This window comes from Micrococcus sp. 63XJN7_6_ISO-PGPR-S23-444, assembly GCF_058072765.1.
Genome location: NZ_CM176516.1, coordinates 749,518 through 770,169, shown reverse-complemented (window position 1 = coordinate 770,169; position 20,652 = coordinate 749,518). Strand labels below are relative to the sequence as shown.

At 73.0% G+C, this 20,652-nt stretch carries 20 protein-coding genes and 1 other RNA gene; 9 read left to right on the top strand and 12 right to left on the bottom strand.

Annotation, left to right across the window (positions count from 1 at the left end):
• Positions 1-10: 10 nt before the first annotated feature.
• Positions 11-439, bottom strand: a complete 429-nt coding sequence (locus AC3RJ9_RS03565) for an HIT family protein (RefSeq protein ID WP_044659226.1) — start codon at positions 437-439, stop codon at positions 11-13.
• Positions 440-483: 44 nt separating this feature from the next.
• Positions 484-1,611 (bottom strand): sulfurtransferase, encoded by a 1,128-nt coding sequence (locus tag AC3RJ9_RS03560; protein ID WP_044659227.1) that lies wholly within the window; start codon positions 1,609-1,611, stop codon positions 484-486.
• A 111-nt stretch (positions 1,612-1,722) separates the two neighbouring features.
• Here AC3RJ9_RS03560 and AC3RJ9_RS03555 point away from each other — a divergent pair, with 111 nt between their 5' ends.
• Positions 1,723-2,169: a Fur family transcriptional regulator gene (locus AC3RJ9_RS03555; protein ID WP_060974338.1), complete on the top strand. Its 447-nt coding sequence runs from the start codon at positions 1,723-1,725 to the stop codon at positions 2,167-2,169.
• Between the two features lie 18 nt (positions 2,170-2,187).
• Here AC3RJ9_RS03555 and AC3RJ9_RS03550 read toward each other — a convergent pair whose 3' ends face one another.
• The 6 genes from AC3RJ9_RS03550 to guaB1 all read right to left on the bottom strand — a co-directional run bounded on the left by AC3RJ9_RS03550 (position 2,188) and on the right by guaB1 (position 9,025).
• Positions 2,188-3,006 (bottom strand): metal ABC transporter ATP-binding protein, encoded by an 819-nt coding sequence (locus tag AC3RJ9_RS03550; RefSeq protein WP_060974337.1) that lies wholly within the window; start codon positions 3,004-3,006, stop codon positions 2,188-2,190.
• Positions 3,003-3,902, bottom strand: a complete 900-nt coding sequence (locus AC3RJ9_RS03545) for a metal ABC transporter permease (protein WP_036313946.1) — start codon at positions 3,900-3,902, stop codon at positions 3,003-3,005. Before AC3RJ9_RS03545 ends, AC3RJ9_RS03550 begins: the two co-directional genes overlap by 4 nt.
• 2 nt (positions 3,903-3,904) lie before the next feature.
• Positions 3,905-4,912 (bottom strand): metal ABC transporter substrate-binding protein, encoded by a 1,008-nt coding sequence (locus AC3RJ9_RS03540; RefSeq protein ID WP_041104319.1) that lies wholly within the window; start codon positions 4,910-4,912, stop codon positions 3,905-3,907.
• Positions 4,913-4,987: 75 nt separating this feature from the next.
• A complete protein-coding gene (locus AC3RJ9_RS03535; protein WP_041104317.1) occupies positions 4,988-6,046 on the bottom strand; it encodes a hemolysin family protein in 1,059 nt (352 codons plus the stop codon).
• Positions 6,043-7,359 carry a hemolysin family protein gene (locus AC3RJ9_RS03530; RefSeq protein ID WP_060974335.1) on the bottom strand — a complete coding sequence of 439 codons (1,317 nt, stop codon included), beginning with the start codon at positions 7,357-7,359 and terminating at the stop codon, positions 6,043-6,045. Before AC3RJ9_RS03530 ends, AC3RJ9_RS03535 begins: the two co-directional genes overlap by 4 nt.
• Before the next feature lie 184 nt (positions 7,360-7,543).
• On the bottom strand, positions 7,544-9,025 hold the full coding sequence (gene guaB1 / locus AC3RJ9_RS03525) for a GMP reductase (protein WP_206495751.1): 1,482 nt from the start codon (positions 9,023-9,025) through the stop codon (positions 7,544-7,546).
• A gap of 200 nt (positions 9,026-9,225) precedes the next feature.
• Here guaB1 and AC3RJ9_RS03520 point away from each other — a divergent pair, with 200 nt between their 5' ends.
• From AC3RJ9_RS03520 to AC3RJ9_RS03510, 3 genes are all read left to right on the top strand, one after another.
• Positions 9,226-12,933 carry a multifunctional oxoglutarate decarboxylase/oxoglutarate dehydrogenase thiamine pyrophosphate-binding subunit/dihydrolipoyllysine-residue succinyltransferase subunit gene (locus tag AC3RJ9_RS03520; protein ID WP_158184559.1) on the top strand — a complete coding sequence of 1,236 codons (3,708 nt, stop codon included), beginning with the start codon at positions 9,226-9,228 and terminating at the stop codon, positions 12,931-12,933.
• Positions 12,934-13,009: 76 nt separating this feature from the next.
• On the top strand, positions 13,010-13,615 hold the full coding sequence (locus tag AC3RJ9_RS03515) for a GDSL-type esterase/lipase family protein (RefSeq protein ID WP_036337755.1): 606 nt from the start codon (positions 13,010-13,012) through the stop codon (positions 13,613-13,615).
• A gap of 44 nt (positions 13,616-13,659) precedes the next feature.
• A complete protein-coding gene (locus tag AC3RJ9_RS03510; protein ID WP_095346645.1) occupies positions 13,660-13,734 on the top strand; it encodes a 50S ribosomal protein bL37 in 75 nt (24 codons plus the stop codon).
• A 136-nt stretch (positions 13,735-13,870) separates the two neighbouring features.
• On the opposite strand, the gene rsrA is transcribed toward AC3RJ9_RS03510, so the two are convergent.
• Both rsrA and AC3RJ9_RS03500 read right to left on the bottom strand, forming a co-directional pair.
• A complete protein-coding gene (gene rsrA, locus AC3RJ9_RS03505) occupies positions 13,871-14,149 on the bottom strand; it encodes a mycothiol system anti-sigma-R factor (RefSeq protein ID WP_036313960.1) in 279 nt (92 codons plus the stop codon).
• Entirely contained in the window at positions 14,146-14,862 is a 717-nt protein-coding gene (locus AC3RJ9_RS03500) for a sigma-70 family RNA polymerase sigma factor (RefSeq protein WP_036314006.1), read from the bottom strand. The genes rsrA and AC3RJ9_RS03500 overlap by 4 nt, the downstream gene beginning before the upstream one ends.
• 201 nt (positions 14,863-15,063) lie before the next feature.
• Here AC3RJ9_RS03500 and aroA point away from each other — a divergent pair, with 201 nt between their 5' ends.
• The 5 genes from aroA (at position 15,064) to AC3RJ9_RS03475 (ending at position 19,469) form a co-directional block, all read left to right on the top strand.
• Positions 15,064-16,494 carry a 3-phosphoshikimate 1-carboxyvinyltransferase gene (gene aroA / locus AC3RJ9_RS03495; protein ID WP_158183650.1) on the top strand — a complete coding sequence of 477 codons (1,431 nt, stop codon included), beginning with the start codon at positions 15,064-15,066 and terminating at the stop codon, positions 16,492-16,494.
• Positions 16,494-17,594: a ribosome small subunit-dependent GTPase A gene (gene rsgA, locus AC3RJ9_RS03490; protein ID WP_063190317.1), complete on the top strand. Its 1,101-nt coding sequence runs from the start codon at positions 16,494-16,496 to the stop codon at positions 17,592-17,594. Before aroA ends, rsgA begins: the two co-directional genes overlap by 1 nt.
• Before the next feature lie 29 nt (positions 17,595-17,623).
• The gene (gene hisN / locus AC3RJ9_RS03485) at positions 17,624-18,463 is read left to right on the top strand and encodes a histidinol-phosphatase (protein ID WP_095346587.1); all 840 of its coding nucleotides are present in this window, start codon (positions 17,624-17,626) and stop codon (positions 18,461-18,463) included.
• A gap of 77 nt (positions 18,464-18,540) precedes the next feature.
• Positions 18,541-19,026 carry a FluC/FEX family fluoride channel gene (locus AC3RJ9_RS03480; protein WP_036313968.1) on the top strand — a complete coding sequence of 162 codons (486 nt, stop codon included), beginning with the start codon at positions 18,541-18,543 and terminating at the stop codon, positions 19,024-19,026.
• On the top strand, positions 19,023-19,469 hold the full coding sequence (locus AC3RJ9_RS03475; RefSeq protein ID WP_206495750.1) for a CrcB family protein: 447 nt from the start codon (positions 19,023-19,025) through the stop codon (positions 19,467-19,469). Before AC3RJ9_RS03480 ends, AC3RJ9_RS03475 begins: the two co-directional genes overlap by 4 nt.
• Positions 19,470-19,548: 79 nt before the next feature.
• Here the strand turns inward: AC3RJ9_RS03475 and ssrA are convergent.
• Positions 19,549-19,920: a transfer-messenger RNA gene (gene ssrA / locus AC3RJ9_RS03470) on the bottom strand.
• A 135-nt stretch (positions 19,921-20,055) separates the two neighbouring features.
• Positions 20,056-20,571, bottom strand: a complete 516-nt coding sequence (gene smpB / locus AC3RJ9_RS03465; protein WP_044659238.1) for an SsrA-binding protein SmpB — start codon at positions 20,569-20,571, stop codon at positions 20,056-20,058.
• Positions 20,572-20,652: the final 81 nt, after the last annotated feature.

The window sequence follows — 20,652 nt, the reverse complement described above, 5'->3', positions numbered from 1 at the left end:
GCGCGGGCCGTCAGTCCTGCGGGACGACCTCGCCGTGGCCCAGGTCCCGCAGGGCCGCGCGGAGGCGGGCGGCGGCGTCGTCCAGGTCCGCCGGATCGGGGGCGTTGTCCACGCGAGCCAGGTCGAAGTCGGCGAGCGAGGTGGAGGGCCACACATGCACGTGCAGGTGCGGGATCTCATAGCCGGCGATCATGAGCCCGGCCCGGCGGGCGGAGAACGCCGCCACCTGCGCCTTGCCGATCTGCTGGGCGACCGTCGTCAGGTGCGTGACCAGCGCCGGGTCGACCTCCACCCATTCGTCCACCTCCTCACGGGGCACCACGAGCGTGTGCCCCGGCTGGAGCGGCGCGGCGGACAGGAACGCGACGCACGTCGGGTCCTGCCACACGAAGCGGGCGGGCAGCTCGCCGGCGATGATCCTGCTGAAGACGGTGGCCATGGGGGGTCCTCCTGGGGGTCGGCGGGGCGGGGCCCCGGGGCTCGTCAGTCCCGGCCGGACGCGCCGTAGGGCTCGGGGCCGACCGCGACGGCGTTGGACGGGTCCTGGACCCATGCTGACCACGAACCCGGGTAGAGCGCCACTCCGGGTCGCCCCGCGACGGCCAGGGTGAGCACGGCGTGCGCCGCGGTGATGCCCGAGCCGCAGTACACGGCCACGGGAGTGGCGTCGTCCACGCCGACGGCGTCGAACCGCTCCGCCAGCTCTGCGGCGGGCCGCAGGCGGCCGTCCTCGGCGATGCTCTCCGCCGTGGGCACGTTCCGCGCCCCGGGGATGTGCCCGGCCACGGGGTCGAAGGGCTCGACCTCCCCGCGGTAGCGTTCGGCCGCCCGCGCGTCGAGGAGCAGACCGCCGGAGGCCATCGCCTCGGCGCCGGCCGTGTCCACGACGGGCATGCGGCCCCACGACGGCCGGGCGGTGCCGGGCACCGGGATGACCTCACCGGGCTGCAGGGGCAGGCCCGCGGCGCGCCACGCCTCGAGGCCGCCGTCCAGGAGCACGGAGTCCCGCAGCCCCGCGTGGCGCAGCAGCCACCAGGCGCGCGCGGCGGACAGGCCGTGGTCGTCGTCGTAGACCACGATGGTGTCCCCCTCGTCGATCCCCCACATCCGCACGGTCTCCGCGAACTGGCGCGCGTCCGGCAGGGGGTGGCGCCCCGCCGCCGGACCGGCGTGGCCGGCGAGCTGGCTGGGCAGGGAGACGTAGACGGCGCCGGGCAGATGGCCCTGGAGATAGGCGGCGTGGTCCGGCCCGCCCCCCGTGGCCCGGAACCGGACGTCGAGCAGGATCACCCGGTTCGGGCGGCATCGGCCCGGCTGGGCGTAGGCCGGGCCCCCGGGCACCGGCGGCAGGTCCTCGACGGGGGCCAGGCCGAGCCAGCCGGCCAGCACGTCCACCGTCACCAGGGTGGGCGGCTCGGCGGCCTCAGGGTCGACGCCGTCGATGTCCGCGTCCGGGTCGCCGCCGGCGTCATGGGACGAGGACGGGGCCGCCGTGGGCGCCGGGACCACGCGGCCCTGCCCCTCGTCGACGACGATCAGCGGGTCGGGTCGATCGGGGGCGGCGCCGTCGCGGTCCGGGACAGGGGATGGGTCCGGGCTCTCGCTGTGCACCCGGACACCCTACTCCACGCCCCATTCGGCGCCGCTGATAACCTGGAGGATGGCCCGCGCGGACCTGTTCCGGACCGCGCGGAGGAGGCGGCAGCCGCCGCAGAAGGAGTCGTGAGCACCGTGAGCGCCCCCGAGCCCGGCCCCCGTGCCGCCCGTCCCCGGGCGACCCGGCAGAAGGCCGCCGTCGACCGAGCCCTGGACCGCATCCCGGACTTCGTGAGCGCGCAGGAGCTCCATGCCCGCCTCCAGGACCAGGGCGAACGCGTCTCGCTGGCCACCGTGTACCGGACCCTGCAGCAGCAGCTCGACGACGGGCTCGTGGACATGCTCCGCCGCGACGACGGCGAGTCCGTGTACCGCCGGTGCGAGGACGAGGGCCACCATCACCACCTGGTGTGCCGGATCTGCTGGACCACCGTCGAGGTCACCGCCCCCCACGTCGAGGCATGGGCCACCGCCGTCGCCGCGGAGCACGGCTTCACGGACGCGGACCACACGGTGGAGATCACCGGTGTGTGTGCCCGCTGCCGGGCCGAGGGGCGCACCCGCGCGGCCTGACCCCGGGCCGGGCCCCGGTCAGTGGCGGATGCCGCCCGCGGGGTCGTCCAGGAACTCCGCCGCGTCCTCGACCGCCGTGGAGGGCCCGTGCAGGGCGCCCCGGCCGTACGCGATGTCCAGGTTCTCGACCGTGAGCACGTCCCGCGGCGGGCCGGAGGCCACGACGCGCCCGCTCATCAGGACCACGTGGTCCGCCTCCGCGGCCTCGTCGAGATCGTGGGTCGTGTAGACCACGGACACCCCGCGCGTCGGCTCCTCGTGGAGGAGGTCGTCGATCGTGCGGGCGGAGACGATGTCGAGGCCCGTCATCGGCTCGTCGAGCAGCAGCACGTCGTGGTCCTGGGCGAGGCCCTGGGCCACGTAGGCGCGCTGGCGCTGGCCTCCGGAGAGCTGGTCGAGGTGCCGCCGCGCCAGGTCCGCGACCTGCATGCGCTCCATGGCGGCCCCCACGATGTCCCGGTCCTCCCTCCGGAACCGACGGAACCATCCGAGCGTGGGGTATCGGCCCATCCCGACGACGTCGCGCACCGTCACCGGCACGCCCTGGGGCACGCCGATGGACTGCATCACGAAGGAGGTGCGCTGCGAGCGCCGCCGCGGGTCCTCACCGAGCACCTCCAGCGCACCGGAGGCCGGGTCGCTCAGGCCCGCCAGGGCGGTCAGCAGCGTGGACTTGCCGGAGCCGTTGGGCCCGATCACCGCGATCAGCCGCCGGGCCGGCAGGGTGAAGTCGGAGGGTCTGACGGCCACGTGCGCGCCATGGCGCAGTTCGAGCGCCCGGGCGACCGCGAGGGGAGGCGGGGCCGCCGCGGAGTCCGCGGGGAAGGACGCGCTCATCGGGCGGCCTCCGCTCCGGGCAGGGCCACGACCGGCACCTCCTGCTCACGCTGCGCGCGCGAGCGCACGTGCCGGCCCAGGAGCGCCAGCACGGCGGCGCGGACGGCGAGCACGACGAAGAACAGCAGGATCGGCATGAGCGCCATGGTGGCCGAACCCGCCGTGCCCAGCCGGTAGCTGAGGGTGAGCCCGGTGACGACGCACGCCGCGCCGATACCGACGGAGACGAGCATCATCTGGGGGACGCTGCGCGTCAGCAGCGCCGCCGTCGCGGGCGGTCCCACGAGGAGGCCGAACACGAGCACGGTGCCCACCGCCTGGAACGAACCGATCACGGCCGCGCCGATCATCACCAGCAGCAACGTGTGCGTCAGCCCCGGTCGCATGCCCAGCGAGCGCGCCTTGACCTCGGAGAAGCTCAGCGCCAACAGGGGCCGGTAGAGCAGCAGGGCCAGGGCGATCACCACGACGGCGATGACCGCCTGGGTCACGATGCCGTCCACGCTGACCCCCAGCACATCGCCGAACAGGATCGACGTGAGCGAACCCGTGTAGGAGTCCGACTTGGAGATGATCACCACGCCCAGGGCCATCATCCCCACGAAGAGCAGGCCGATGGCGGTGTCCTCCTTGAGGGTGGTGGCCCGGTGCACCAGCGAGATGCCCGCCATCATGACGACGGCGGCCACCGCGGCACCGAGGTGGGGGCTGCCGCCGGTGACGACCGCCAGGGCGATGCCCGGCAGGACACCGTGCACGAACGCGTCCCCGAAGAAGCTCATCCCGCGCAGCACCAGCCACGTGCCCACGACCGAGCACATCACCACCGCGATGAGTCCGCCGACGAGGGCACGCTGCTGGAAGCCCATCTGGAAGGGTTCGAGCAGCCAGTCCATCCTCAGCCCTCCAGCGCGTCGGCGAGGGTGCGGGCGTTGAGGAGCATGGCCTCGGCGTAGTCCGCCTCCGGGGTGTCCTTCGGGCCGACGCCGCCCTCGTAGACCTCGATGACCGGCAGGTCGCCGGCCTCCTCGGCCACGGTGTCCACGAGGCTGTTGCGCGCGCCCACGGACGTGATCACGGCGTCTGCGCCGCCGTCGCGGATGGACCGGGCGAGCTCGGCGATCTCCTGGGAGGAGGGCTCGCCGTCGGTGGAGCCGCCCGGGACGACGACGCCGGACACGGTGAAGTCGTAGGCCTCGCTGAAGTAGCCGTAGGCGTCGTGGTCCGTGACCAGCGTGCGGCGGTCCTCCGGGACCCCGGCGAGGATCTCCCGGACCTGCGTGTCCGTCTGCTCGAGCTCCCCGCGCACGGTCGCGCCGCACTCGGCGAACCTCTCGTCACCCCGCTCCTGGGCGAGCGTGTCGCCCATCAGCTCGGCGGCCCTCGCCATGCGGGCGACGTCCATCCAGACGTGCGGGTCCTCGGACCCGTGGTCATGGCCCTCGTGGCCCGCCCCCTCCTCGGCGTGGTCATGGCCGCCGAAGGGCAGCGGATCCAGCTGGGGCGCCACCTCGACGACGGTCGCGCCGTCCGCCTCGGCGTTGGCGAGGGCGGACTCCATGCCGCCCTCGAGGCCGAGGCCGTTGGAGAACACGAGGCCGGAGGAGACCATGTCCTTCACCTGCGCGGACGAGGCGGAGAAGTCGTGCGGATCATCCCCCGGGCCCATCACCGTGACGCTGCGGGCGTCGGCGCACGCGACCACGCGGTCGAGCACGGAGCCGAGCTGCGTCGTCGTGGCGACGGCCACGGGCGCGCCCGCGGCCGAGCCGGACCCGGCGGCAGCAGAGGCGCCCGCGGCCTGCTCGCCCGCGGAGTCGCCGCTGGTCCCGCCGCACGCGGCGAGGCTCAGGGTGAGCGCGGTGAGGGCCCCGGTCAGGGCGGGCAGACGACGGCGGCGGAGCATGGGGCGACCTCGTTCGTGTCGGGAGGATGTGTGAAATCGGTTCTCAACAGTAGCACCGCGCCGCCCGCGCGACGCTCACGCGGGCCGGAACCGACGTGGCGACTGCGTCACGTCGTTGATCTCCCCGACGAGCTCCTCGAGCACGTCCTCGAGGAAGAGGATGCCCGCGGTCTCGCCCTCGGGCGTGATGACCCGGGCGAGGTGGGAGCCCGTGCGCTGCATGAGCGCGAGTGCGTCCTCGACCTCGTCCTCGAGCCGCACGTTGGCCAGCGAGCGCACGCGCGTGAGCGGGATCGGCTCGTCGTGTCCCGACGGGCCCACGGTGAGGACGTCCTTCAGGTGCAGGTAGCCGGTGTAGCCGCCGTCGGGGTCCTCGACCACGAACCGGGAGAAGCCCACGCGGCCCACGGTCCACTCGAAGTCGTGCGGCGTGATCCCCTCGGGGACGGTGACGACCCGCTCGAGCGGCACCATCACGTCCCCGGCCCGGTGGTCCGAGAACTCGAGGGCCGAGTGCAGCACGCCGGACTCGTCCTCCAGGGTGCCCGAGCGGGTGGACTCGGCCACGATCGACTGCACCTCCTCGAGCGTGTAGGAGGAGGCCACCTCGTCCTTCGGCTCGATGCGCAGGGCGTGCAGCACGAGGTTGGCCGTCCAGTTCAGCGCGGCCACGACCGGATGCAGCAGCTTCGAGAGCCACACGAGCGGCTGGGCCAGCAGCATCACGGCGCGGTCCGCGAACGAGACGGCGGCGTTCTTGGGCACCATCTCGCCCAGGGTCACGTGCAGGAAGGTGACCACCAGCAGCGCGAGCACGAAGGCGGTCACGTCCGCCGCCGCGGACGGGACCCCGAGGGCGGCCATCGGGACGACGAGCAGGTGGTGCAGCGCCGGCTCGGACACGTTGAGGATGAGCAGGGAGCACACCGTGATGCCGAGCTGGCAGACGGCCAGCATCTGGGAGACGTGCTCCATCGCGTAGAGCGCCACCTGGGCCTGGCGGGAGCCGGCCTCGGCCCGCGGCTCGATCTGCGCCCGGCGGGCGCCCATGACGGCGAACTCGCCCGCCACGAAGAAGGCGTTGGCGGCCAACAGGACCACCAGCCACAGCAGTCCGACGACGTCCCCGTTCATGCGCGCGTCTCCTCGTCCTCAGCGGCCGGGTCGAAGCGCACGCGCTCGATGCGGCGGCCGTCCATCCGCTCGACCGTCAGGACACCGCCGTCCACGTCCACCACGTCCCCGACCTCCGCCAGGCGCCCCAGTCGGGCCAGGATGTACCCGCCGACGGTCTCGTAGGCACCGTCCTCCGGCACCACGAGGGCCGGGATCTGGGTCCGCACCTCGTCGGGCCGCAGCTCCGCCGGGAAGTACCAGCGGCCGGAGGCCGTCTGCAGGACCCCCGGGGTGACGCGGTCGTGCTCGTCCGCGACCTCGCCGACGATCTCCTCCACCACGTCCTCGAGCGTGACCACCCCTGCGGTGCCCCCGTACTCGTCCACGACGACGGCCATCTGCAGGTTCGCGTCGCGCAGCTCGGCCAGCAGCTGGTCCAGGTGCACGGTCTCCGGCACGCGGATGACCTCCGTCATCAGTGCACCGGCCTCGAGGTCGGCGCGGCGCTCCCGCGGCACGGCCACGACCTTCTTCACGTGCACCACGCCGCGGATGTCGTCCGAGGAGTCGCCGATCACGGGGAACCGCGAGTAGCCGGTGCTGCGGGCCAGGTCCAGGACCTCGGGCAGAGCCTGGTCCTCCCTCACCGTCTCCACGCGGATGCGCGGGGTCATCACGTCCGCGGCGGTGCGGTCCGCGAAGCGCAGCGTCCGGTCCAGGAACGTGGCGGTCTGCGCGTCGAGCGTGCCCAGCTGGGCCGAGCGGCGGACCAGCGAGGAGAGCTCCTCGGGGCTGCGGGCGCCGGAGATCTCCTCCTTGGCCTCGATGCCCACGCGGGCCAGCACGCCGTTGGAGAACCCGTTCAGGACCAGGATCGCCGGCTTGAACACGGTGCTGAACACGAGCTGGGGCCGGGCGAGTGCGCGGCCGATCGCCATGGGCTCGGCGATGGACATGTTCTTGGGGATCAGCTCGCCGAGGAGCATCGAGAGCAGGGTCGCCACGACCATCGCGACGACGAGCGAGACGGTGCCCACCACGCCGGCCGGCAGCCCCACCTGGAGCAGCAGCGGGTCGATGAGCCGGCTGATCGCCGGGTCCATCACGTAGCCGGTGAGCAGTGTGGTCAGAGTGATGCCCAGCTGGCACGCGGAGAGCTGGGTCGAGAGTGACTTGAGACAGCGCAGCAGGGGCTCGGCGCCGCGGTCACCCGCGTCCACCATGCGCTGCACGGTGGGCACGTCGATCGCGATCATGGCGAACTCGACGGCCACGAAGAACCCGGTGCCCACGATCAGGGCCAGGCCGAGGATCAGCAGGAGCCACTCCACCCGACCTCACCCCCTCGACGGCGGGCCGGGCGGCGGTGCGGGGCACCGGGACTGGAAGGCTCCGATCCGGCCGCGTCCGCGTGGGCGGACGAGCGGTCTGGCACACAGGTGTCAGGGTGATCCATAGTCCGCCCAGTATAGGGGCGTCAGGCCCCGGCGGAACGAGCAGGGGCATGCGGCCGCCTCACCACGACGAGGCGACCGGCCGGCCCTCCTCGTAGCCCGCCGCGGACTGCAGGCCGACGACGGCGCGCTCACGGAACTCCGCCAGGTCGTGGGCGCCGGCGTAGGTCAGCGACGAGCGCACACCGGACGTGATGGTGTCCAGCAGGTCCTCCACCGAGGGGCGGCGCGGGTCCACGTACATGCGCGAGGAGGAGATGCCCTCCTCGAACATCGCCTTGCGGGCCTTGGTGAAGGCGTCCTCGTGGCGGGTGCGGTGCTGGACCGCGCGGGCCGAGGCCATGCCGAAGCTCTCCTTGTACCGCCGACCGTCCGGACCGTGCACGAGGTCGCCCGGAGACTCGAGCGTCCCCGCGAACCACGAGCCGATCATCACCGAGCTGGCTCCGGCGGCCAGCGCGAGCGCCACGTCCCGCGGGTGCTTCACCCCGCCGTCCGCCCACACGCGTGCCCCGAGCTCGCGGGCCGCGGCGGCGCACTCCAGGACCGCCGAGAACTGGGGCCGGCCCACCGCGGTCTGCATGCGCGTGGTGCACATCGCGCCCGGGCCCACGCCCACCTTGACGATGTCCGCGCCGGCCGCGACCAGGTCCCGGACGCCGTCGCCGGAGACGACGTTGCCGGCCACCACGGGCACGTCGGGGTCGAGGGCCCGCACGGTGGCGAGCGCGTCCAGCATGGTCCGCTGATGACCGTGCGCGGTGTCCACGACGAGCACGTCGACACCGGCCTCGACCAGGGCGGCGGCCTTCTCCCCCACCGCCCCGTTGATGCCGACGGCGGCGCCGACGCGGAGCCGTCCGTCGTCGTCGAGACCGGGCGTGAACAGGGACGAGCGCAGCAGGCCCGCCGCGGTGACGACCCCGCGCAGCACGGGGGCGGCGGCGCCCACTGCCGGGTCCACGACGGGGGCCATCTCCTGGCGCGCGGCGTGCAGGCGCTCGAAGGCCGCCCGCAGCGCGTCCTTGCTCGGGGCCCCGTCCGTGCCGCCGAGCTCGGCGAGCGTGAGGGTCACCGCCGGAGGGTGCATGACGGAGGCGGCCGAGGCGAAGCGGTCCACGCCCTCGCAGTCCTGGGGGCTGACCACGCCGAGCAGCCCGCCGTGCGCGTCGACCACGCAGACGGCCCCGTGGTTGCGGCGGTCCACGAGGTGGAGCAGGTCCAGCACCGTGTCCTGCGGCCCGACGGTCAGGGCGGTGTCCGCCACGGGGTGGGCCGCCTTCACCCGATGCACGACGTCCCGGATCACGTCCGCCGGGATGTCCTGCGGCAGGATCCCGAGACCGCCGCGCCGGGCCATGGTCTCGACCATCCGGCGCCCGGTGACGGCGGTCATGTTGGCGGAGACCAGGGGGACGGTGGCGCCCGTGCCGTCATCCGGGGCGATGTCCACGTCCATGCGACTGGCGACGTCCGAGTGGGAGGGCACGAGGAAGACGTCGTTGTACGTCAGGTCGACGGCCGGGTCGGTGAGGAAGCGCATGGCGTCAGTCTCCCAGACGCGGCGGACGCCGAGAGGCCCCCGCGCGTCCGCCGGGAGCGGAGTCGAGCCGAGGTCGCGGCATTCCGACCGGGGGCGTCGAAGAACTATGATGTCCCGAGGCGTTCCCGGCCCCACGCGCGCCGCGCGGGTGGCCCGGCGCAGCACATCGCATCCCAAGGCTCAGGAAGAGGCGTTACACAGTGCCAGAACTCACGTCGGACCGGCTCGCACAGGAGTTCCCGGGGAACGAACGGCTCGTGGCCGATATCTACCGGAAGTACCGCGAGGACTCCGGTTCCGTGGACCGGCAGTGGGCACAGATCTTCGCCCGTCTCGAGGCCAGCGCCCCCGCCGCCGAGACCGAGCCGAAGGCCGCCACCAAGACCGAGCCGAAGGCCTCCGCCAAGGTGACCGAGCCGAAGGCGGCGGCCGCCCCGGCCCGGGGGGCGCAGCCCAAGGAGACCTCGGTCAGCACCGGCCCCAAGCCCAAGAAGACCCCGGCGGCCCAGGCCGTGCCCTCCGAGCCCGCCGACACCACCGCCACCACCGCGGACGAGAAGCAGGAGAAGGCCACCGTCCTCAAGGGCATGGCCAAGGCCGTCGCCAAGAACATGGACGCCTCGCTGTCCGTGCCGACCGCCACCACCGTGCGCGACCTGCCGGCCAAGGTCCTGATAGACAACCGCGTGGTCATCAACAGCCACCTGGCCCGCACCCGCGGCGGCAAGGTCTCCTTCACCCACCTCATCGGCTACGCCGTGGTCCGCGCGCTCGCGGCCATGCCCTCGATGAACGTGACCTACGAGGAGCGCGACGGCAAGCCCACCATGGTGGAGCCGGCCCACGTGAACTTCGGCCTCGCCATCGACCTGCCCCGCCCGGACGGCACCCGCGCGCTCGTGGTCCCCAACGTCAAGGCCGCCGAGACCCTCGACTTCCGCGGCTTCTGGAAGGCGTACGACGACCTCGTCCAGCGCGCCCGCAAGAACAAGCTGACGATGGACGACTACGCCGGCACCACGGTCTCCCTGACCAACCCGGGCGGCATCGGCACCGTGCACTCGGTGCCCCGCCTGTCCCAGGGCCAGGCCGCCATCATCGGCGTCGGCGCGCTGACCTATCCGGCCGCCTTCCAGGGCGCCGCCGAGTCCACGCTGCACGACCTGGCGATCTCCAAGACGATCACGCTCACCTCCACGTACGACCACCGCGTGATCCAGGGCGCCAGCTCCGGCGAGTTCCTGAAGATCGTGCACGGCCTCCTGCTGGGCGAGGACGGCTTCTACGACGAGGTCTTCCACTCCCTGCGCATCCCCTACGAGCCCGTCCGCTGGGCCCAGGACGTGCAGGTGAACCCGGAGGAGCAGATCGGCAAGGTCGCCCGCATCCAGCAGCTGATCCACGCGTACCGGGACCGCGGCCACCTGCTGGCCAACGTGGACCCCCTCGAGTACTCGATGGCCTACCACCCGGACCTCGACATCCGCGAGCACGGGCTCACCCTGTGGGACCTGGACCGCGAGTGGCCCACCGGCGGCTTCGGCGGGGCGGGCAGCCTGACGCTGCGCAAGATCCTCGGCGTGCTGCGTGACGCGTACTGCCGCACCCTCGGCGTCGAGTACATGCACATCCAGGACCCGTCCGAGCGCGCCTGGTTCCAGGAGAAGCTCGAGCAGCCGTACGCGAAGCCCACCCGCGAGGAGCAGCTGCGCATCCTGGGCCGCCTCAACGCCGCGGAGGCGTTCGAGACGTTCCTGCAGACCAAGTACATCGGCCAGAAGCGCTTCTCCCTGGAGGGCGGCGAGTCCCTCATCCCGCTGCTGGACGGCATCCTCGGCGATGCCGCCGACGCCGGGCTGGACGAGGTCGCCATCGGCATGGCGCACCGCGGTCGCCTGAACGTGCTGACCAACATCGCCGGCAAGACCTACAGCCAGGTCTTCCGCGAGTTCGAGGGGGCCACCCCGGGCGGTGCCTCGGGCTCGGGCGACGTGAAGTACCACATGGGCACCGAGGGCACCTTCGTGTCCGACGCCGGCAACAGCACCCGCGTATACCTCGCCGCCAACCCCTCGCACCTGGAGGCCGTGGACCCGGTCCTCGAGGGCGTCGTGCGTGCCAAGCAGGACCGCCTCGATCTGGGCGGCCAGCGCCCGGACTCCTTCTCCGTGCTGCCGATCCTGGTGCACGGCGACGCGGCCTTCGCCGGCCAGGGCGTCGTGGCCGAGGTGCTGCAGCTCTCACAGCTGCCCGGCTACCGCACCGGCGGCACCATCCACGTGGTCGTGAACAACCAGGTGGGCTTCACCACGCCGCCGACCCAGGCGCGCTCCACGGTGTACTCCACCGACGTGGCCAAGACCATCCAGGCCCCGATCTTCCACGTCAACGGTGACGAGCCGGAGTCCGTGGTGCACGTGGCCCAGCTCGCCTTCGAGTACCGCCAGCGGTTCAACAAGGACGTCGTCATCGACCTCGTCTGCTACCGTCGCCGCGGCCACAACGAGGGCGACGACCCGTCGATGACGCAGCCTCGCATGTACAACCTCATCGAGCAGAAGCGCTCCACCCGCAAGCTGTACGTCGAGTCCCTCGTGGGCCGCGGCGACATCACGCAGGAGGAGGCGGACAGCGCCCTGAAGGACTACCAGCAGCAGCTCGAGCGGGCCTTCGCGGAGACCCACGAAGACGCGCCCACCTCCGGCGACGAGGGCATCCGCCCGGCCGAGGACCGGGACGCGGTCCCGAAGGCGCCGGCATCCACGGCCATCTCGGCCGAGATGCTGCGGGCCATCGGGCAGGCGCACCTCGACGTGCCCGAGGGCTTCACGGTCCACCCGAAGCTCGCGGCCCTGCTCGAGCGCCGCGCCAAGATGGCCGTCGACGGCGGCATCGACTGGGGCTTCGCCGAACTGGCGGCCTTCGGCTCGCTGCTCATGGAGGGCGTGCCGGTCCGCCTGGCGGGCCAGGACTCCCAGCGCGGCACCTTCACGCAGCGCCACTCGGTGTTCCATGACCGGATCACCGGCGACACGTGGGCGCCGCTCAGGCACCTCTCCGAGGACCAGGCGAAGTTCTGGGTCTACAACTCGCTGCTGTCCGAGTACGCCGCCCTCGGCTTCGAGTACGGCTACTCCGTGGAGCGCTCCGACGCCCTCGTGCTGTGGGAGGCCCAGTTCGGCGACTTCGTGAACGGCGCGCAGACGATCATCGACGAGTTCATCTCCTCGGCCGATCAGAAGTGGTCGCAGACCTCGTCCGTGGTCCTGCTCCTCCCCCACGGCTACGAGGGGCAGGGACCGGACCACTCCTCCGCCCGCATCGAGCGCTTCCTGCAGATGTGCGCCGAGGACAACATGCGCGTGGTCAACCCCTCCACGGGCGCCAACCACTTCCACCTGCTGCGCGAGCATGCCTACGCCCGCCCGCGCCGGCCCCTCATCGTGTTCACCCCGAAGCAGCTGCTGCGCCTCAAGGCCGCCGCGAACTCGGTGGAGGACTTCACCGAGGGCCGCTTCCAGCCGGTCATCCCGGACGCCGGGGTGGACGCCAAGGACGCCACGCGCGTGCTGCTGGTCTCCGGCCGGCTGTACTACGACCTGCTCGCCCGCCGCCAGAAGTCCGGTGACACCTCCACCGCGATCGTGCGGGTGGAGCAGCTCTACCCGCTGCCGCTCGATGAGATCCGCAAGGCGCTCCGCGCCTACCCGGACGCCGACGTCGCGTGGGTCCAGGACGAGCCCGCGAACCAGGGCCCGTGGCCGTTCATGGCGCTGAACCTCGTGCCGCAGCTCGACGTCCCGGTGACCCTCGTGTCCCGCCCGGCCTCGGCCGCGACCTCCGCGGGCACCAAGGGCCGCCACGACCAGGAGCTCAGCACGCTGCTGGACGCCGCCTTCGGCCGCTGACCCGGACCGACCCTGCGCCGCCGCCGCACCCTCCGGTGCGGCGGCGGCGCCGGAACGGCCGACGAAAGGACACACTGTGCACAACCGCCGGATCCGGATCGCCGCCGTCGGCGACCATCTGCTGGCCGGTGCGGGCGACGCCCGCGCCATCGGCTGGTGGGGCCGCGTGCTCGCCCGCACCCAGGCCCCCGACGTGGAGCTGGAGAACTACGTGCTGGCCGTGCCGCACGAGACCACCGAGGACCTCAACGAGCGCTGGTGGGGCGAGGCCTCACGGCGCTTCTCCGAGGAGACGGAGAACCGCCTCGTCGTGGCCCTGTCCGACGCGGACCTGGACCTGGAGGCCACCTCCACCGCCCGTTCGCGGCTGAACCTGGCCAACGTCCTGGACACCGCCTCGCAGCGGAACATCCCGGTGCTCGTGGTGGGCCCCACGCCCACCCTGGACGAGCAGCGCAACGCCCGGCTCGCTGAGCTCAACGCGGCCTACCTGGATGTGGCCGATCGGCGCAACCACGTGTACGTGGACACGTTCACCCCGCTGGTGAGCCACGAGCAGTGGCGCTCGGACCTCGCCTCCGGCCAGGGCCGGCCGGGCCAGGCGGGCCACGGGCTCATCGCGTGGCTCGTGCTGCACCGGGGCTGGTACCAGTGGCTCGGTCTGCCCGAGCCCACGGCCTGATGTGACAGAATGGACCACCGACCGACTCGTTGAAGGGAGACGTCATGAGCAAGCGTGCACGCAAGCGTCGCGACCGCCGCAGGAACGGCGCCAACCACGGCAAGCGTCCCAACGCCTGATCCGCTGATCGGCGTCGCGGACCGGCCGGGTGCCACCCGGCGACCGCAGACCACGAAGGGCCGTCCCCTCAGGGGACGGCCCTTCGTCATCGTCGGGGCGCCCGATCGGGTGCCCACGGGTCCGCATGTCGCGGTGTCAGCCCCAGGTGACGGTCGTCATCGGGGTCTGGGTGATGCGGGTCATGATGGTGGCCCGCAGCTGCGCGGGCGCCTTCTCCTGGCAGCACCGACGCACCGCCGAGCGGATGAGCTCCTCGAGCTCCTTCTGGTGTCGGCAGTCCGGACAGTCCGCCACGTGGGCGCGCACCTGCTCGATGTCCTCGGGCGTCAGGGCGCCGTCCAGGTACTGGTACAGCCGCTCCAGGGAGGCGTCCTGGGCGTCGCGGCACTCATGGCCGTGCTGGTCCACAGTCATCGCGTGGCCTCCTTCGTGCTCGTCTCGGTCTGCTTCGTTCCGCCGCGCCCGGTCTTCTTCTTCGGCTGGGCCTTGATGCCGCGCGCCGCCGCGTAGTCCGCGAGGCGCTCGCGCAGCTGCTTGCGGCCCCGGTGCAGCCGCGACATGACGGTGCCGATCGGCACGTCGAGGATCTCGGCGATCTCCTTGTATGCGAAGCCCTCCACGTCCGCGAAGTACACGGCGAGCCGGAACTCCTCCGGGATCGCCTGCAGGGCGTCCTTCACCTGGGAGTCGGGGAGCCGGTCGAGGGCCTCCGTCTCGGCTGAGCGCAGGCCACCGGAGGTGTGCTCGGCGGCCCGGGCCATCTGCCAGTCCTCCACCTCAGGGTTGTCCGCCTCGAGGGGCTGGCGCTGCCGCTTGCGGTAGAGGTTGATGTACGTGTTCGTGAGGATCCGGTAAAGCCAGGCCTTGAGATTGGTGCCGGGCCGGTACTGGTGGAACGAAGAGTAGGCCTTCGTGTACGCCTCCTGGACCAGGTCCTCGGCGTCCTGCGGGTTGCGCGTCATACGCAGCGCAGCGGAGTACAACTGGTCCACGAACTCGAGGGCGTCGCGCTCGAACCGGGCACGGCGCTGCTGTTCGGACTCGGCGGCGACGTCGATGTCGGCGCGGTCGTGCTCGGGGGCGTCCTCGGGCCGGGCGAATTCCGGCCGGCTGTTGTCAGTGCTCATCGCGGGCCAGTCTACGGTCCGGGAGGCATGCGTCAGCAGGGCGGCGCTCATGCGGGGCTCCTCTCCGGCTGCGGCCCTCGGCAAGCGGGACCGGTCCGCCGACACGGGTACGGGGTCGTCCAAGTGGAGCGCCAGCAGCGTTCCAGGTATTCCCCCGAGACAGGCCGACCCCGGCCGACAGACGCCGGATAGGCTGGTCCGGTGACCCGCCCCACGCGTGCCGCCACGCACTCCCCCGCCCCCCGTCCCGACGCCGCCGAGACCTGGCCCGCGCCCGTGGCGCGCGGCCCGGTGCGCGGAGAGGTGCGGCTGCCGGGATCGAAGTCGCTGACGAACCGGCATCTCGTGCTCGCCGCGCTCGCCGACGGTCCGTGCGTCCTGCACGGCGTCCTCGAGTCGCGGGACACGGCATTGATGCGCACGGCGCTCACCGCGCTCGGGGCCCGGTTCGAGCCCCTGTCCGACGGCGGACTGCGGGTGCATCCGATGCCGGTCGGCGAGCCGCTGGCCGGGGATGTCGCCGTGGACTGCGGACTGGCGGGGACGGTCATGCGCTTCGTCCCGTTCGTCGCCGCGCTGCGGCCCGGCCGGGTCCGCTTCGACGGCGACGCCGGCGCGCGCCTGCGCCCGATGGCCCCGGTCCTGGACGCGCTGCGCCAGCTCGGGGTGGCCGTCAACGAGGAGGGCGAGCCCGGTCGCCTGCCCTTCACGATGACGACCCGCGCGGACGCGGCCACGGTGGCCCCCGACGGCGACGTGCCGGAGGTCGCGGTCGACGCCTCCGGCTCCTCCCAGTTCCTGTCCGCCGCGCTGCTGGCGGCCGCGGGGATGCCGCGCGGCCTCCGGCTGCGGCACACCGGGCAGACCGTGCCGAGTCCGGAGCACGTCGCGATGACCGTCGGGGTGCTGCGCGCGCTCGAGGTGGACGTCGCCGAGACGGGTCCCGGGGCGTGGACCGTGGCCCCGGGGCGCATCCCGGCACACGAGGCGACCGTCGAGCCGGACCTGTCCAACGCAGGCCCCTTCCTGGCCGCCGCCGTGGCCACGGGCGGCTCCGTGACGGTGCCGGACTGGCCCACCCGCACGACGCAGATCGGCGACCGCTGGCGGCGGATCCTGCCGCAGTTCGGGGCGAGCGTGGCCCTCACGGTCGACCGCACGGACCGCTCCCGCGGCCGGCTCACGGTGACGGGGGCGGTCCACGACGACGGCGCGCCCCGCATCACCGGCGCCGGTGAGATCGCGGACACGGCCGAGCTCGCCCCCACCGCGGCCGCGCTCGCCCTGCTGGCCTCCGGGCCCACCCGCCTGACGGGGATCGGCCATCTGCGGGGCCATGAGACGGACCGGCTCGCCGCGCTCACCGCCGAGGCCGCCCGCCTGGGGATCACCGTGGACGAGGACGAGACGTCGCTCGGCTTCCCGGGGACGGACGCGTCGGGGCCGCTGTCGCCCGCCGCCCTCGAGACCTACCACGACCACCGGATGGCGACCTTCGCCGCCGTCGTCGGCCTGCGCGTGCCGGGGACCGGCATCGTGGACGTGGCGACCACCGCGAAGACGATGCCGGACTTCCCCGCACTGTGGACCGCGCTCGTGGCACCCGGCGATGCGGCCGAGGAGGCCCGCTGATGGCCCGGCGCCTCGATCCCTCCGCGTGGGACGAGTCCGATGTCCGGGTGCGCCCGTCCAAACGCGGCACCCGCCCGCGCACCAAGGAGCGGCCCAAGCACGAGGATGCGCAGGTCGGCATGGTCACCACGGTGGACCGCGGCCGGTACGCCGTGGTGCTGCCGGATCGCCTGGACGAGCGGATCACGGCGATGCGCGCCCGCGAGCTGCGCCGCACGCCGATCGCCACGGGCGACCGGGTGGCCGTCGTCGGGGACCTCTCCGGGGACGAGGGCACGCTCGCGCGCATCATCCGTGTCGAGGAGCGCAGCACGGTCCTGCGCCGGTCGGCGGACGACTCGGACGAGGTCGAGCGGGTGGTGGTGGCCAACGCCGACCTGCTGGTGATCATGGTGGCCGCGGCCAATCCGGAGCCCCGGACCGGCTTCATCGACCGCGCCCTGGTCGCCTGCTACGACGCCGGCATCCACCCGGTGCTGCTCATCACGAAGACCGACCTGCGTGATCCGGCCGCGCTGGTGGCGCACTACGAGGCCCTGGACCTGGAGGTGATGACCTCCGGTGCGGCGACCTTCGAGGCCGAGACCGGGGACACCGCCCTGGACGCCTCGCTCGTGGCCCGGGTGGCCGAGCGGCTGATCGGGCACACGAGCGCGTTCGTGGGGCCCTCCGGCGTCGGCAAGTCCACGCTGCTGAACGCGCTCACCGGCGCGGAACGGGCCACCGGCCACGTCAACGCCGTCACCGGCCGGGGCCGGCACACCTCCTCGTCCGCGCTCGCACTGCCGCTGACGGGCGACGACGGCGCCCCCCTGCCGGACACCTGGGTGGTGGACACCCCCGGCATCCGGTCCTTCGGGCTGGGCTGGGTCGAGCCGGACCGCGTGGTGGAGGCGTTCGACGACCTCGCCGGCGGGCTGGCGGACTGCCCGCGCGGCTGCACCCACACCGCCGACTCCCCCGGCTGCGGCCTGGACGCATGGGTGGCCGCGGGCCACGCCGGCCCCTCGGGAGCGGCACGCCTGGCCTCGCTGCGGCGTCTGCTCGGCAACCGGCTGGCCCCCTCGGGGGCGGAGGACGCGGCGTCGTCCGAGGACTGAGGCGGCCCGCGCGGTATAGCGTGGGCGGCATGGAGCGACCTGAGAACCCTGCGACCCGCGGCCGCGACCTCACGGAGGACCTGCGGCTGGCCCACATGCTGGCGGACAACGTGGACTCGATCACGATGTCCCGGTTCAAGGCCCAGGACCTCGAGGTCAGCACCAAGCCGGATCTCACCCCTGTCACGGATGCGGACCGCGCCGCCGAGGAGTCCATCCGCTCGACCCTGTCCCGTGCCCGGGCGCGCGACGGCATCGTGGGTGAGGAGTTCGGCGGATCTCTGAGCCGCTCCGGCCGGCAGTGGGTGGTCGACCCCATCGACGGCACCAAGAACTTCGTGCGCGGCGTGCCCGTGTGGGCCACCCTCATCGCGCTGCTGATCGACGGCGAGCCCGTCGTCGGCGTCGTCTCCGCCCCCGCCCTGCACCGTCGCTGGTGGGCCGCGGCCGGCCAGGGCGCCTTCGCGGGCACCTCGCTCACGCGTGCTCAGCGGATCACCGTGTCCGGCATGGATCGGGTCGAGGACGCGTCGCTGTCCTTCTCCTCGATCGAGGGCTGGCGCGAACGCGGCTCGATCCGCGCGTTCCTGCAGCTCACCTCGGACGTGTGGCGCGTGCGCGGCTTCGGCGACTTCTGGTCCTACATGCTCGTCGCCGAGGGCGCCGTGGACATCGCGGCCGAGCCCGAGCTCGAGCTGCATGACATGGCCGCCCTGGTGCCGATCGTGCGCGAGGCCGGCGGCCGCTTCACCTCGCTGGACGGCGAGGACGGCCCGTTCGGCGGGCATGCGCTGGCCACGAACGGCCTGCTCCACGACGACGTCCTCGCCCGCCTGCGCGCGGGTGACGAGGCCGAGGACGGCGCCTGATGGCCGCGCGGGGGGAGCCGACGGCCGACCGGAGGGGCGGGCGCGGGACAGATCGACGGCCCGGCACTGCGGGTGCGGTGGCCCTGGGCGGTGCCGCGGGCGTGCTGTGCGGTGCGGGGGTGATGAACGCGGTGACCGCGCTGGCCGGGGCGCCCAACTTCCGCGGCACGTTCGGCGCCGCGTTCGGGGCGGTCGACGTGCTCGTCCAGGCCCTGCCGCTGTTCGTGGTGAACGTGCTCGGCTCGTTCCTGCTCGGCCTGCTGTGGGCGGCCTCGCGACGCCGCGGGCCGGACTGGCGTCCACGCTTGGTGGCGGGGCTGGGAACCGGCTTCCTCGGTGCGTTCACCACCATCTCCAGCGCCGTCGCCCTGGTGCTGTGGCCGGTGCGGCTGGGCGCCGCGGTGTCCGGGGCGGGTGGCGTCCTCACCGCGGCGGCATCGGTGCTGCTGGTGCTCGCGCTGATGGCTGCGCTCTCGACGGCGGCGGCCGTGCTCGGCCTGCGCGCCGGGGGCGCCCCGGGCTCCCGCGTGGTCGGGGCGGATCGTTCGGCGGAGGACGCATGAGCGGCGCGGGATACGAGGTCTTCGCTCTCCTCCAGGTGGCCCTCCTGGCCTGCCTCGCGGCGGGCGGGGCGCTCGGCGCCCTGGTGCGCCGGCGCCTGACCGACCGGCTCGGCCCCCGGGGTCTGCTCACCGCCAACACGACGGCGGCCCTGCTCCTCGGCGTCACCGTCGGCCTGGCCGTGCCGGAGCTGGTGTACGCCTCCGAGAGCTGGGGCGACGGGCAGGGGCTCGTGCTCGTCGCGGCGGTGTCCGCCGTGGTGTCCGGGTTCTGCCACGCCCTGGGGACGTGGTCCACCGTGGCCGCTGAGGCGGCTGACGCCGCGCTCGCCCGTCGATGGGGCACAGCCGCCCGCCTGTGGACCGCGCATCTGGGGCTGGGGCTGGTGGCCGTCGTCGTCGGCTGGGGCGCCGGCCTGGGCCTGCACGCCGTCCTGGCCGGCTGAGGGGCGGGCCGCCGCACACCGGCATGGACACGACGAAGGCCCCGGAATCGGGGTGATTCCGGGGCCTTCCCGTGGTGGTGAGTGGAGCCGGCGGGAATTGAACCCGCGTCCGATGAGGTGTTGCCAGGTCTTCTCCGGGCGCAGTCTGCTGTGGGTGTTGCTCGGTCCTGGCCGTCCCGCAGACGGGCGGCCAACCCGGACCCAGCCGGATTGATGTCGGCGTCACGACCCCCGGCGAGGGTGACGCCCAGTGGCTATCTAGCTGACGCCACGATCCGAGGCGACAGCGACCTCGGGGTGACGGACTCGATCACTGATCAGGCAGCGAGAGCGAAGTCAGTGCGCTTGGATTCGGCACTTATTGGTTTGCAGAGAGCGTTTGACGAGATGACTCTGCATCCTCGGCCCGCTTCTCCCGACGCGACACACACCGTCGAAACCGATCGGCCCCAGGGGGGCGACTCCTCTATGAGGTTGTCAATCACCACTGCAGGCGGAGGGCGCGAGGCCCGCCGGTCCTGAAACCGGCCCTGCGAGAGATACAACGTAGCACGCCCCCGAGGCATTCCCAAGGGGTCCACCGCGCTCAGGCCACGCCGGCGCGCCGGTTGCGCATCCGCATGGCCCGCTGGGCCTCGCGGTTGTCCTGCTGCTCGCGCAGCTTGTGCCGCTTGTCGTATTCGCGGTTGCCGCGCGCGACGCCGATCTCCACCTTCACGCGCCCGTTCAGGAAGTACAGGGACAGCGGCACGATGGTCAGGCCCGGATCCTGGATCTGGCGGGAGATCTTCGTCAGCTCGGCGCGGTGCAGCAGCAGCTTGCGGCGGCGGCGGGCGGCGTGGTTGGTCCACGAGCCGTTGAGGTACTCCGGGATGTAGACCTGCTCGAGCCACAGCTCGTCCCGGTAGAAGACCGCGAAGCCGTCCACGAGCGAGGCCTTGCCCTCGCGCAGCGACTTCACCTCGGTGCCGGTGAGCACCATGCCGGCCTCGTACGTGTCGAGGATGGTGTAGTCGTGGCGCGCCTTCTTGTTGTTGGCGATCACCTGGCGCTCGCCGGGGGCCGGCTGCTTGGCGGCCTTGCCCTTGCTGTTCTTGCCCATGGCCTCACGTCCTTCCAGCGTCCACGGCGACGGCCGCGCCCCGATCAGGGCGCGGCCGTCCAGTCTATCCCGTGCCGGCCC